General features: G+C 73.0%; 13 protein-coding genes. 3 read left to right on the forward strand and 10 right to left on the reverse strand.

The window, feature by feature from the left end; translation table 11 throughout:
* Positions 1-240: 240 nt before the first annotated feature.
* From NIE111_RS19685 to NIE111_RS19730, 10 genes are all read right to left on the reverse strand, one after another.
* Positions 241-1,068 carry a M55 family metallopeptidase gene (locus NIE111_RS19685; RefSeq protein ID WP_238685775.1) on the reverse strand — a complete coding sequence of 276 codons (828 nt, stop codon included), beginning with the start codon at positions 1,066-1,068 and terminating at the stop codon, positions 241-243.
* Positions 1,069-1,232: 164 nt separating this feature from the next.
* Positions 1,233-1,550: an antibiotic biosynthesis monooxygenase family protein gene (locus NIE111_RS19690; protein ID WP_238685776.1), complete on the reverse strand. Its 318-nt coding sequence runs from the start codon at positions 1,548-1,550 to the stop codon at positions 1,233-1,235.
* Positions 1,547-2,821 carry a beta-ketoacyl synthase N-terminal-like domain-containing protein gene (locus NIE111_RS19695; protein WP_238685777.1) on the reverse strand — a complete coding sequence of 425 codons (1,275 nt, stop codon included), beginning with the start codon at positions 2,819-2,821 and terminating at the stop codon, positions 1,547-1,549. The genes NIE111_RS19690 and NIE111_RS19695 overlap by 4 nt, the downstream gene beginning before the upstream one ends.
* A complete protein-coding gene (locus NIE111_RS19700; RefSeq protein WP_112673494.1) occupies positions 2,818-4,092 on the reverse strand; it encodes a beta-ketoacyl-[acyl-carrier-protein] synthase family protein in 1,275 nt (424 codons plus the stop codon). The genes NIE111_RS19695 and NIE111_RS19700 overlap by 4 nt, the downstream gene beginning before the upstream one ends.
* Positions 4,089-4,493, reverse strand: coding sequence for a cupin domain-containing protein (locus NIE111_RS19705; RefSeq protein WP_112587250.1), 405 nt, complete (start codon positions 4,491-4,493; stop codon positions 4,089-4,091). The genes NIE111_RS19700 and NIE111_RS19705 overlap by 4 nt, the downstream gene beginning before the upstream one ends.
* Entirely contained in the window at positions 4,486-5,241 is a 756-nt protein-coding gene (locus tag NIE111_RS19710) for an SRPBCC family protein (RefSeq protein ID WP_238685778.1), read from the reverse strand. The genes NIE111_RS19705 and NIE111_RS19710 overlap by 8 nt, the downstream gene beginning before the upstream one ends.
* On the reverse strand, positions 5,238-6,668 hold the full coding sequence (locus NIE111_RS19715) for an acetyl-CoA carboxylase biotin carboxylase subunit (RefSeq protein WP_238685779.1): 1,431 nt from the start codon (positions 6,666-6,668) through the stop codon (positions 5,238-5,240). The genes NIE111_RS19710 and NIE111_RS19715 overlap by 4 nt, the downstream gene beginning before the upstream one ends.
* Before the next feature lie 19 nt (positions 6,669-6,687).
* Complete coding sequence (locus tag NIE111_RS19720; protein WP_238685780.1) at positions 6,688-7,218, reverse strand: acetyl-CoA carboxylase biotin carboxyl carrier protein; 531 nt, start codon at positions 7,216-7,218, stop codon at positions 6,688-6,690.
* On the reverse strand, positions 7,215-8,963 hold the full coding sequence (locus NIE111_RS19725; RefSeq protein ID WP_238685781.1) for an acetyl-CoA carboxylase carboxyltransferase subunit alpha: 1,749 nt from the start codon (positions 8,961-8,963) through the stop codon (positions 7,215-7,217). Before NIE111_RS19725 ends, NIE111_RS19720 begins: the two co-directional genes overlap by 4 nt.
* Positions 8,960-9,298 carry a TcmI family type II polyketide cyclase gene (locus tag NIE111_RS19730; RefSeq protein ID WP_238685782.1) on the reverse strand — a complete coding sequence of 113 codons (339 nt, stop codon included), beginning with the start codon at positions 9,296-9,298 and terminating at the stop codon, positions 8,960-8,962. Before NIE111_RS19730 ends, NIE111_RS19725 begins: the two co-directional genes overlap by 4 nt.
* A gap of 425 nt (positions 9,299-9,723) precedes the next feature.
* Between NIE111_RS19730 and NIE111_RS19735 the strand changes: the two genes are divergently transcribed.
* The 3 genes from NIE111_RS19735 (at position 9,724) to NIE111_RS19745 (ending at position 12,413) form a co-directional block, all read left to right on the forward strand.
* Positions 9,724-10,521: an AfsR/SARP family transcriptional regulator gene (locus NIE111_RS19735; protein WP_238685783.1), complete on the forward strand. Its 798-nt coding sequence runs from the start codon at positions 9,724-9,726 to the stop codon at positions 10,519-10,521.
* A gap of 130 nt (positions 10,522-10,651) precedes the next feature.
* The gene (locus tag NIE111_RS19740) at positions 10,652-11,062 is read left to right on the forward strand and encodes a TcmI family type II polyketide cyclase (RefSeq protein ID WP_238685784.1); all 411 of its coding nucleotides are present in this window, start codon (positions 10,652-10,654) and stop codon (positions 11,060-11,062) included.
* A 1-nt stretch (position 11,063) separates the two neighbouring features.
* Positions 11,064-12,413, forward strand: a complete 1,350-nt coding sequence (locus NIE111_RS19745; RefSeq protein ID WP_238685785.1) for an FAD-dependent oxidoreductase — start codon at positions 11,064-11,066, stop codon at positions 12,411-12,413.
* Positions 12,414-12,490 lie beyond the last annotated feature (77 nt).

The raw sequence follows: 12,490 nt of genomic DNA on the forward strand, positions 1-12,490 counted from the left end.
ACGCTTGTCGGGGTGCTGCGGGGAACCATACGACGCCCACAAGGCCATTGCTAGATGCGAATGGATGGATCAAAAGCAGCGGCCAGCCGGATTGCCGACAGCCCGTTCGGCGGGCAGGATCGGGCGGCCGACTTGGCGGAGCGTCACCGAGGCATGACCCCTCGCACAACCGGCGGGCCGGTGTCAGCCGGACGGCCGATGGCGTCGCGGTTGTCCGCCGAGCCCGACGGCTCTCGGACGCTAGGCGGGTTTGATGCCGGCGAGGTGGACCAGCAGCTGAACCAGCCGGTACGCCTCGGCCACGTCGACGGCGTGGAAGGCGACCGTCCGGCCGCCGCCGACGCGGACCACACCCGGCACCAGGACGGCGAGGTCGACCATGTACGGGCCGTACAGGTCGATCTCGACGTCCAACGGCCCGGCCATCGTCGCCGGGGGAATCGAGGCGCGCCGGGCGATCGCGTCGGCGGCGGCGTGGCGCAGCCGCTCCCGCGCCTCCTGCGGATGCACTGCCACCGCGGCGGCCTGCCCCAGGGTCTGCTTGACGGCGACGGTGACCGCCGAGGGCACCAGCTCGCTGAATTCCGCGCAGGCGGTGTCGTCCCCGCTGAGCAGGACGACGGGCACGTCCAGGTGGCCCGCCATGGCGACGTTGAGGCCGATCTCGCCCAACGACCGGCCGGCCACCCGCACGTCGAGGACGGCGTCGCTTATCGTGTGGGCCAGCACGGCGGGCCCGGCACCGGCCCGAGCGTGATAGCCGACGAGCAGAACGGCATCCGTGTGCTCGTCCAGCCCCGCGAGCATGCCCAGCGGGCGGGGTTTGCCCCGCACGAGGTGAGCACGCCGGTCGAGGTCCTCCGGCAGGATGTTGCGAAACGTTCCGTGCGCGTCGGCGACCCACACCACCGCCTCGGGTTCGGCATCGAGGACCCCGGCGATCACCGCGTTCGCCTCGGCCGTCATCAACGCCCGGCCCCGCTCGTAGTCGTACCGATCCGGGTTCGTCTCGCTGGGGTGCACGACCCCCGAGATGCCTTCCAGGTCCACCGAGATCAGCACCTTCATGGCTCCAGGACCCTACGCGCTCCCGAGAAATACGGCCCGCCCCACCGCGCCGATCTTGCAGTTTCGGTCGTTGCAATGCGTGGAATGCCCATGATGTCGCGACACTAAGTGCAAGATCGCGGAGAGCGGGCGGGGGCGGGGGGCGGGGGCGGGGCGGGGAGCCGTCAGGCTAGGGCTGGGGTTTGGGCGTGGATGTGGAAGCGCAGCGAACGGGCGTCGGTGAAGCACTCCCGCATCGGGCGCACGAGGTCCCGGTGCTCCGGGCTGCGTTCCCAGTCTTCGAAGTCGGCCAGGCTCGCCCACTCACTGGTGATCAACCACTGCTCCGGGTCGGTCGACGACCGGCACACCTGGTCGACCAGGTGCCCCGGCACACCGCCGGCGACCAGGTGCCGCACCTGTTCGTACGCGGCGAGGAACTGCTCGGTGCGCGGTACCGGCACCCGTACCAGAAAGACCACCCGGGCCCGTTTGTCGCTCATGACGCCTCTCCCCTCATCGGCGCGGCCCCACGCAGGACCAGCGCGCTGTTGAACCCGTCGAAGCCCCGCGCGCAGATCAGGGCGAGTCGGTTTCGCGGTCGGCGGTGCTCACGCAGGAAGTCCAGCTCACAGCCCTCGGCCACCTCGTCCGGTCCGGCCGACGCGGGCAACGTGTCCTGGGCGAAGGCGAGCAGCGCGGTGGCCACGTCCAACGCCGAGCCGCCCTGGTACGCCCGACCGGTCAGCGGTTTCTGCGTGGTCACCGGGGGCGGCCGGTCGGCGAACACGGCCCGCAGCGCCTCGGCCTCGCTGCGGTCGTAACGGGGCACGCCGAGAGCATCGGGCAGCACCACGTCGATTCCGGCGGCGGCGACGCCCGCGCGGTCCAGGGCCAGCCGCATCGCCCGCGCGTACTGGCCCGGGTCGCCGCTGCTCTCCGCCGTGGTGTGCGCGGCGTCGTGGGTGGAGCCCCACCCGCTCACCTCGCCGTAGACCCGGGCGCCCCGGGCCAGGGCGTGCCCCAACTCCTCCACCACGAACACGGCTCCGCCCTCGGCCGGCAGGTAGCCGCTGGCCGTGGCGTCGAACGGCCGGTACGCCCGCTCCGGGTCGGCGACGTCACTGAGCAGCCCCGAGCGCAGCTGGCAGGCGAGCGCGTACGGGCTCAACGGGCACTCGGTGGCCCCGGCGATCACGACCGGGGTGCCCCGGCGCACCGCGCGGGCGGCGTGCGCCAGGCTGTCCAGCCCGCCGGCCGACTCCGCGACCAGCACCCCGCTCGGGCCCTTGAACTGGTGGTGGATGGAGAGCTGCCCGACGCTGGCCGCGTAGAACCAGGCGATGGACTGGTACGCCCCGACGGTCCGCGACGTGCCGCCCCACAGCCGTTGCAGTTCCCGCTGACCGAACAGGTTCCCCCCGGACGAGCTGGCCAGGGTCACCGCGTAGCCGTACGGGTCGGGGGCCCGGTCGGGCAGGCCGGCGTCGGCCAGCGCCAGCCGGGTGGCGGCGAAGCCGAGGTGTGTCCACCGGTCGGTCTGCACCAACTGGCGACTGTCGGCGTAGGAGTCGGCGGTGAAGCCGGGCACCTCCCCGCCGAAGCGGGTCGGATAGCCGGCCGGGTCGAACAACGTGATCGGCCCGGTCCGGCGGGTGCCGGCGAGGACCGTGCGCCAGTGCGCGTCCGCGCCGATGCCGCTCGGCGCGACCACCCCGATGCCGGTCACCACCGCCCGGGCCGTCGCGCCGGCACCGTGCGAAGCGGCGCTCACGCCGCCACCGCGCCGAGCATCCGACGGAAGACCATCGCCGACTGGAAACCGCCGAACCCGCTGCCCACCGAGAGGGCAACGTCCACCGGGACCTCCCGTGCCTCATTGGGTACGTAGTCCAGGTCGCACTCCGGGTCCCTGGTGCTCCAGTTCGCCGTCGGCGGCACCACACCGAACTCGATGGCGAGGGCGCACGCGGCCATCTCGATCGACCCGATCGCGCCGAGCGAGTGCCCGACCATCGACTTGATCGAGCTGATCGGTATCCGGTACGCGGCCTGACCCAGCGCCCGCTTGAACGCGGCCGTCTCGTGTCGGTCGTTCTGCCGGGTGCCCGAGCCGTGCGCGCTGATGTAGGAGACCTGCTCGGGCAGGATCCGGCCCTGCCGTAGCGCGTCGGTGACGGCGAGACCCATCTCCAGCCCGTCCGGCCGCAGCCCGGTCATGTGGAAGCCGTTGCTGCGACTGGCGTAGCCGGCCACCTCGCAGTAGATGTGCGCTCCCCGCCGCCGGGCGTGTCCGGCCTCCTCCAGCACCAGCACCGCCCCGCCCTCGGCCAGCACGAACCCGTGCCGGTCGGCGTCGAACGGGCGGGAGGCGTGCGCCGGGTCGTCGTTGTCCGGGCTGGTCGCCTTGATCGCGTCGAACGAGGCGACGGTGACCGGCGAGATCGGCGAGTCGGACGCGCCGGCCAGCATCACGTCCGCCTCACCGTCCACGATCATCTGGTGGGCGTACCCGATGGCGTCGATGCCGGAGGTGCAGCCGGTGGACACCACCTGCGCCGGGCCGTGCAGCCCGTGTCGACAGGCCACGTCCGCCGCGAGGCTGCTGGGCACCAGCGCCTGATAGAGGTACGGGCCACCGCGCGCCCCGTCCACCAGCCACCGTCGACCGTGCTCGCTCACCGTGACGTACTCCTGCTCCAACGCCATCGTGCCGCCCACCGCCGTGCCCAGCACCACCCCGGCGCGATCCCGCTCCGCGTCCGTGAGCACCAACTGGGCGTCGGCCACCGCCTCGGCGGAACAGGCCAGCGCGAACTGCACGTACCGGTCGGCCCGGCGTCGCTCGGCCTCGCTCAGCCCCGCCGCGACCGGGTCGAAGTCGCACTCCGCCGCGATCTGCGACCGGAACGCCGACGGGTCGAAGAAACTGATCCGCCGGGTGGCGGTCCGCCCCTCGGTGATGGTCTTCCAGAAGCGGTCCCGGCTGGCGCCGCCCGGGGCGACCACCCCGATTCCGGTCACCACCGTGCGGCGCCCGGTCATGACCCGCCCCGTTGCTCGACCAACTCGGTGTCGACGTGGCCCAGTTCGGGCCGGGGGGCGAGCGGGCCCAGGTGGAAGACCACCTCGGCCGGTTCGACGCCGGTGTTGCGCAGCCGGTGCCGCACATTCACCGGTACGAACAGCCCCTCACCGGCGGCCAGCAGCGTCGGCTGGTCGTCCAGGTCCACTGTGATCGCGCCCCGCACCAGGTACAGGAACTCCTCGCTGTACGGGTGGTAGTGCTCGGCGATCCGCTCCCCCGGCTCGAGCGTGGCCACCCCGAGGAAACCCGAGGTGCTGCCGACGGTGCGGGGGCCGAGCAGCACCCGCAGCTCACCGCCGCGACGGCGGTCGGCGGGTACGTCCCGTGCGGCGATCGGGCGGGTGCTCAGGTCACTCATCGTCGGCTCCCGTCGGTGCGTCGCTGGCGCTCGGGCCGCCCTGGTCGGCGCGCTGCCAGGCGATCCGCTCCACCCGGTCCTTGATCACCGCGAGTTGGATCACGCTGTTGGTGTTGATCCGCTCGGTCATCGCGGCGTTGTCGACCGGCGCGGTCGGCTTCATCGCGAAGTCCTGCGTCCAGGCCATCCGGGTGCCACCGGCCTCCTCGGTGTAGCGCCAGTGGATGCGCATGTACTCGAACGGCCCGGTCTCCACCCGGTGCGCCCGGACCTGCCTGGTCACCGGGTCGGCGGTGCGCTCGCTGACCCAGCTCCAGGACACCCCGTTCTCGTCGGGGTACATGGTGAGGCGGAACCGCACCGTGTGCCCCTCGCGGTGCAGGATCTCCACCACGGCGTACTCGGTGAACAGCTCGGTCCAGTTCGCCACGTCGTTGGTGACCTCCCACACCAGCCCCAGCGGCGCGTCGATGACCACGCTGTTCTCGGTGTGCCCGGGCGGGTCGGCGCGGCGGGCGACCAGGTCGGCCACCGCCGGGATGCTCAACTGTCCGGCCTGTTCGGGGATGACCACCTGCCAGCGGTCGGCGACGACCGCCGACAGTTCCAGCAGGGCGAGCGAGTCCATGCCCAGCTCCTCCAGAGACGCGGCGGGCGCCCGGGCCGCGGCGTCGGCGTCCAGCCCGCAGTGCGCCACCAGGATGTCGGTGATCTCGGCGGTCATCGGGCGACCATGGGTGACGGTCATCGGGTCCTCCTGTGGGTTGCGTCGGGATCTGCGGCGGGCGCGGTGCGCGGTGCGGGAGGGACGGTCGGCTCCGGCGCGGGCGCGGCGAGCAGACGGTCGACCAGGCCGGTGGTGTAGCGGCCTTTGCGGAATGCGGCGTCGTCGAGCACCCGCCGGACGAACGGGATGGTGGTGTGCACGCCCGGACCGGCGATATCGAACTCGTCGAGGGCACGTTCCAGCCGGTTGAGGGCCAGCTCCCGGTCGGGCGCCCAGACGATCACCTTGGCGAGCAGCGAGTCGTACCAGGGGCCGACCAGGTAACCGGCGCTGGCGTGGGTGTCCACCCGGGTGAACGGGCCGCCGGGTGGGGTGAACCGCTCCAACCGGCCGGGGGTGGGGGCGAAGCCGCGCGCGGGGTCCTCGCTGTTGACCCGACACTCCACAGCGACGCCGTGCAGGCGGATCTCCTCCTGCCGCCACCGCAGCGGCACGCCGGCGGCGATGTGGAGTTGCTCGTGCACCAGGTCGATCCCGGTGACCATCTCGGTGACCGGATGCTCCACCTGGATCCGGCAGTTGATCTCCAGGAAGTGGAACTTCTCCTCGGCGTCGACCAGGAACTCCAGCGTGCCGGCACCGACGAAGCCGACCTGGAGCGCACCCCGCAGGGCGGTCTCGGCGATGGTGTCGAGAACGGCGGCGGGCAGCGCCGGGGCGGGCGCCTCCTCGACCAGTTTCTGGTGCCGGCGCTGCACCGAGCAGTCCCGGGTGCCCAGGTGCACCCCGTTGCCGTGGGCGTCGCACAGCACCTGCACCTCGACGTGCCGCGCCTCGGTGAGGTAGCGCTCGACGTACACCCGGTCGTCGCCGAAGGCGGCCTGGGCGGCGGCCCGGGTCCGGGTGTACGCGCGGCGCAGCTCGCCCGGGTTGTGTACCACTGTCATCCCCCGGCCCCCGCCACCGGCGGCGGCCTTCACGATCACCGGGTAGCCGACGGCGTCGGCCACCTCGGCCGCCGCGGCGGCGGTCGGCACCGGCGCGACACTGCCCGGCGACAGCGGCAGGCCGGCGCGGCTCATCAGTGCCCGGGCCGAGGACTTGTCAGCCAGCGCGGCCATCACCGCCGGCGGCGGGCCGATGAACGTCAGCCCGTTGTCGGCGCAGATCTCGGCGAAGTCGGCGTCCTCGGAGAGGAAGCCGTAGCCCGGGTGCACGGCCTGCGCCCCCACCTGCCGGGCCGCCTCCACGATGGCGGCGGCGTTGAGGTAGCTGCGCCGACTCGACGCCGGTCCGATCCGGACGGCCTGGTCGGCGAGGCGGACCGCCGCCGAGTCGGCGTCGGCGGCGGAGTAGACCACCGCCGTTCGCACGCCGAGCTCCTTGCAGGCACGCAGCACCCGCAGCGCGATCTCGCCCCGGTTGGCGATCAGCACGGTCTCGAACATGGTCAACCACCCCGCGCCGTCATGCCGGGTCCAGTTCGACGATCGGCTGGTCGTACTCGACCGGCTGACCGTCCTCGACGAGGATCGCGGCCACCCGGCCGGCCCGGTCGGCGGTCACCTCGTTCATCAGCTTCATCGCCTCGACGATGGCCACCGGCTGGCCCGGGCGGACCAGGTCGCCCACCGCGACGAACGGCCGCGCGCCGGGCTCCGGCGCCCGGTAGAAGGTGCCGACGATCGGTGCCCGCACCGCGGCACGCCCAGGCGCCGGCGGCCGGAGCACCGAAGGTGAGGTACCGGGCGCCGGCCCGACCGCCGGTGCCGCCTCGGCGCGGGGCAGCGGTACGTCCGGTCGGGTCACGTCCTCGGGGTGCCACTCGACCTCCAGCACCGCCGGCCCGCTGCGCAGCCGGATCCGGCGCACCGGCCCGGCCAGCTCGGCGATCAGGTGCTGCGCCTGCCGGCGCAGTCCGGCCAGCGCCGCCTCGCCGTCCACCCCCACGTCGTCGGACGCGTCGACTGTCGACAGCGCCCGGTCGCTGGCGGTCATCGCAGGCCCGCCCGGACGCCGACGCGGTTCGCGCCGAACCGTCGGAATCGTTGCCGGCGCAGGCGGACCAGCATGGCCGGCGGCACGTCGAGCAGCGGCAGGAGGTTGGCCAGCAGCGCGGCGCGCAACCGGTGCGCGGTCTCCGCCGGGTCGTCGTGCGCGGCGCTCGACGGCTCCGACACGACCTCGTCGACCACCCCGAGCCGGCGCAGGTCGGGCGCGGTCAGTCGCAACGCGCGGGCGGCCTGCGGCGCCGCGGACCGGTCCGGCCAGAGGATCGCCGCACACCCCTCGGGGCTGATCACCGAGTAGACGGCGTTCTCCAGCATCAGCACCCGGTCGGCCACCGCCAGCGCCAACGCGCCGCCGCTGCCGCCCTCGCCGGTGATGACCGCGAGCACTGGGGTGGGCAGCACGGTGAGGGTGAGGATGTTCTCGGCGATGGCCGCCGCCTGGCCCTGCTCCTCGGCGCTCACCCCCGGGTCGGCGCCGGGGGTGTCCACCAGGGTGACCACTGGCAGGCCGAGGCGGGCCGCGAGGCGCATGAGCCGCAGCGCCTTACGGTGCCCGGCCGGGCTGGCCATGCCGAAGTTGCGGGCGACCAACTCGGCGGTGGTGTGGCCCTTCTGGTGACCGATGACCATGACGTGCCGGCCGGCCAGCCGGGCCACCCCACCCACGATGGCCGGGCAGTCCGCGCCGAGCCGATCGCCGTGCAGCTCCACGAACCCGTCGAAGACCGAGTCCAGGTAGTCCAGTGTGGTGGGCCGCCCCGGATGCCGCGCCATCCGGACGGTGTCCCACGCGTCGCGTATCGCCGGGATACCGGCGTCTCCCTCGGCCGCCGCGTCCGTCGGCCGCGCCAGGACCGCGCCGTCGTCGGCGAGGCGCTCGCGGTGCGAGGCCGGCTCCTGCCGGGGTACGGGCGGACGCGCCGGACGGCCGGCGCGGGTCGCGGCGAGCAGCGCCGTCAGCCGTCCGCGCAGCGACCGCCGTTGCACCACCATGTCGACCTGCCCGTGTCGGAGCAGGAAGTCGGCGGTCTGGAAGCCCTCCGGCAGGGCCCGCCCGGTGATCTGGCGGATCACCCGGGGGCCGGCGAAGCCCATCCGCGCGCCACTCTCGGCGAGCACCAGATCGGTGTTGGTGGCGAACGAGGCGGCCACCCCGCCGTAGGTCGGGTCGGTGAGGACGCTCACGGTGAGCAACCCCGCCTCGCGCAACGCGGCGATGGCCTGACTGACGGTCGCCATCTGCATCAACGACAGCGCGCCCTCCTGCATCCGCGCCCCGCCGGAGGCGGTGATCAGGACGAGCGGCGTGCGGTCGTCCAGCGCCCGTTCGGCCGCCCGGGTGATCAGCTCGCCCACCGCGCAGCCCAGGCTGCCACCGAGGAAACGGAAGTCCATCACCGCCAGGGCCACCGGGTGCCCACCGATGGTGGCCGTGGCGCAGACGACCCCCTCGGCAAGACCGGTGCTGGCCCGTGCGCCGGTGAGCCGGTGCGGGTACGGCAGCACGTCGACGAAGTCGAGCGGGTCCGCCTCCGGCAGCCGGTCGGGCAGCAGGCGCAGGGAACCCGGGTCGACCAGTTGGCGCAGGCGTTCCGGCGCGCCGAGTCGGGCATGTTCGCCGCACTCCGGGCAGACGTCGAGGTTGCGGCGCAGCCGTTTGCGGTACAGCAGGCTGGCGCAGCCAGCGCAGCGGGACCAGAGCTGCTCTTCGCGCGGCGCGGTGGCCGTCACGACCGCCGCCCGGCGTCCGGGGCGTCGAACCGGTAGAAGCACCGCGCCATGGCGTCGCGCGGCGAGCGCCAGGTCGACAGGTACGGCGACACGTACGGGCGTAGGCGGTCGCTGACCCGGATGAACTCGGGGTGGTCACGAGCGGCCTCCACAGCGCCCTCCGCCGGCTGCGCGGTCTCGAGAAGGTGCACGTAGAGGTCGTGCAGTCGGTACAGCGAGCGGTGTCGGACACCGACCAGGCGCGGCAGCTCCGTAGCGTCCGACTCGGCGAAGATCTCGGCGACCCGCTCCTCGGCGGTCGGATCGACCTTCGCGACGATCAGCGATCGGTCCATGTTGGGCCTCCCCCCACAGCGTCCGGCCGGCGACGGGTGGCCCCCGGACGCGCTGGACGACTGCCGACACGATGCGCCGATCCTCGTCACGGCGGCGTCACCGTGCCGGGTCGGCCAGCGACGAATGGCGGTGACGCTGCGTTGACGCAACCTGTGTATCAGCTATGTGCCTGCTGCGCTTGATGCGCTAATGTTTATGCAGTTCAGAACCGATCTCGGGTTGACTGTCGGCAAGAGAAGGTCCACGCTGACATTGACGCAACGTGACCATCATTGATAATCTTCAGCGTGGTCAGTCCGGCGGCCTCGGCGGGCGGGGCCGCGCCCGGCCACGCCGTGATCGGCGGGGTCGACAGTGGCGTCGAGGGCAACCGATCCGGGACACAGCAGACAGTCGGGACGAGCGTTCCGCAGGGGGTGCCGCCGTGGCCGCTGATCCGTCCGTGCCGACCGCCGGAGACCCGCCCGAGGAGGGCGTCTCACTGCACCTGCTCGGAGGTTTTCGACTCCTCCGCGAGGCGGTGCCGGTGGTGGTGCCACGCGGCCTGCAACGGGTGATCGCGCTGATCGGGCTCCGCCCCGGCGCCACCCGCAGCCAGCTCGCCGGGCTGCTCTGGCCCGACGCGTCCGAGGAACGGGCGCTGTCCTCCCTGCGTACCGCCCTGTGGCGGCTGCGACAGGACCCTTGCTGCCCGATGACAGTGGCCAGCGACACCGTACGCCTCGGCCCGGCGGTTCGGCTCGACGTGGACGACCTGGTCGGCACCGCGGCCCGGGTCCGGGACGGCGACGACCCACGCACCGCCGCCGGGGCGCTCGCCGCCGGGCGGCACGACCTCCTGCCCGGCTGGTACGACGACTGGGTGCTGCTGGACCGGGAACGCCTGCGCCAACTCCGCCTGCACATGCTGGAACAGGTGGCGGGGCACCACCTGGCCGCGGGACGGCACGGCGAGGCCCTCGAAGCCGCGTTGGAGGCGATGGCCGCCGAGCCGTTACGCGAGACACCACACCGGCTGGTCGTCCGCATCCACCTGGCCGAGGGCAACGCCTTCGAAGCCGTGCACGCCTTCTACGTCTACCGCGACCTGTTGCGCCGGGAACTGCGGTTGGAGCCGAGCCCCGCCATGAGCGCCCTGCTCGACGACACCCTCGCCCCGATCCGCCAGGCCAGCCGCGAGGCCCTCACCGACCGCCCGTCGCCCGCCGTTCGGCGTACGTGACGGCGACGCCCGTCACCGCCCGGTCGGCGTACGTGACGGTGATGTGACAGGCCCTGCGGCACGGTGGGCGCACAGAGCACGTGGCACCGGTCCCCGAGGGGTCGGACAGGCCACCGGCGGAAGGGGTCCCATGAGTCGTCTACTGATCGTCAGCCGGATCATCCCGGGAGCGGAGGGGCGGGTCGCGCAGATCTTCGCCGAGTCCGACGCCACCGACCTGCCCGGCCTGACCGGCGTCACGCACCGATCCCTGTACTGCCTGCACGACCTGTGCGTACACCTGCTGGAGACCTCGGACGACGTCGACCCGGACGCGCTCGCGGCAGCCCGCAACCACCCGCTCTTCCGACAGGTCAACGAGCGGCTCTCCGCGCACACGTCCCCGTACCTGCCGACCTGGCGTTCCCCCCGGGACGCGATCGCCGGCTGCTTCTACCGGTGGGACGCCGTCGAGGCGCCCACGGCGCGCCCGGCCGGCACCGACGCACCCGCTCCACGCCCGGCCGTCACCGAGGCGCCCGCCGCGCACCCGGCCGGCTGACATGTCCGCCGCGCCGCCGCACGTCCTGATCATCGGCGCGGGCACGGGCGGGCTGTGCCTGGCGCACGGCCTGCGCCGGGCCGGGATCAGCGTCGCCGTCTACGAGCGGCACCGCGACCGCGCCGAGGGGCTGCTCGGCTACCGGGTCGGCATCGGCCCCACCGGTAGCAGGGCGCTGCGGGAGTGTCTGCCTCCGGAGCTGTTCGCCACCTTCCTGGCCACCTGCGCCCGGCCGCCGCACTACTTCAACGTCGTCACCCAGGGGCTCCGTCAGACCGCGTCGTTCGCGCTGCGGCCGAGCGCCGACCCGGTACGCACCGAACACTCGGTGGCCCGGATGGTGCTGCGCCAGGTGCTGCTGACCGGCCTGGAGGACGTGGTGCACTTCGACAAGACCTTCACCCGGTACGAGCAGCGCGACGACGGCACTGTCACCGCCCACTTCGCCGACGGCACCAGCGCCACCGGCGACCTGCTGGTGGCGGCCGACGGCACCCATTCCGCCGTACGCCGCCAGTACCTGCCGCACGCCGTCACCCGGGACGCCGGGACGATCAACATCGCCACTCGGATCCCGCTGACCCCGCACACCAGCGGTCTCATTCCGGAGCGGGTCCAGCAGGGCATCTCGCTGATCTTCGGCGTCGGCGGCATGATGGGCGTGCTGCACGTCATGGAGTTCAAGTGGGACGCCGAACGCGCGATCAAGCCCGGCGTCAGCGAGCCCGACGCCGCAGTGCTCCGGGACTGGCCCGGCCTGGCCCACGACACCACCACCGACAACATCAACCTGATCATCTGGAGTGCGGCCAACCGGTTCCCGACCGACATCCTGGACCGCCGCGGTGAGGACCTGGTGCAGGTCGCCCTCGACCTCACCGCGAACTGGCACCCGCACCTACGGGAACTGCTCGCCCACGCGGACCCGGCCAGCGCCCTACCGATCAAAGTGTCCACGTCCGAGCCGGTGCCGCCCTGGAAGAGCAGCACCGTCACCATGCTCGGCGACGCCATCCACACCATGACCCCGGGTCGGGGCGTGGGCGCGAACACCGCGCTGCGCGACGCCCGCCTGCTCTGCGCGCAGCTCAGCCGCGCCACCGCCGGCGAAAAGACGCTGCTCCAGGCGGTCGCCGACTACGAGGCCGTGATGGCGCCGTACGGCTTCGCCCGGGTCGCCGAATCGCTGAACCGCAGCGGCACCAGCGGCGACGACCGGATGTACCGGCCGGTGGTGGGTCGGCTCGCGCTGCTCGGCGCGCGCGGCTACTTCGGAGTGACCAGCCGGGTGCCACGGCTCCGTCGCCGATTCGTCGACGACTTCCACACCTACGAGGGCGACCGGGACTGAACCCCGCATCGCCCGACCCGGGCTCGGCGTCCAGCGCCGGGCCCGGGTCTCATCGTTCCGGAGAGCTCTGCCCGACC

The sequence above is a fragment of the Micromonospora hortensis genome, from assembly GCF_022230935.1.
GTDB lineage: Bacteria > Actinomycetota > Actinomycetes > Mycobacteriales > Micromonosporaceae > Micromonospora > Micromonospora hortensis.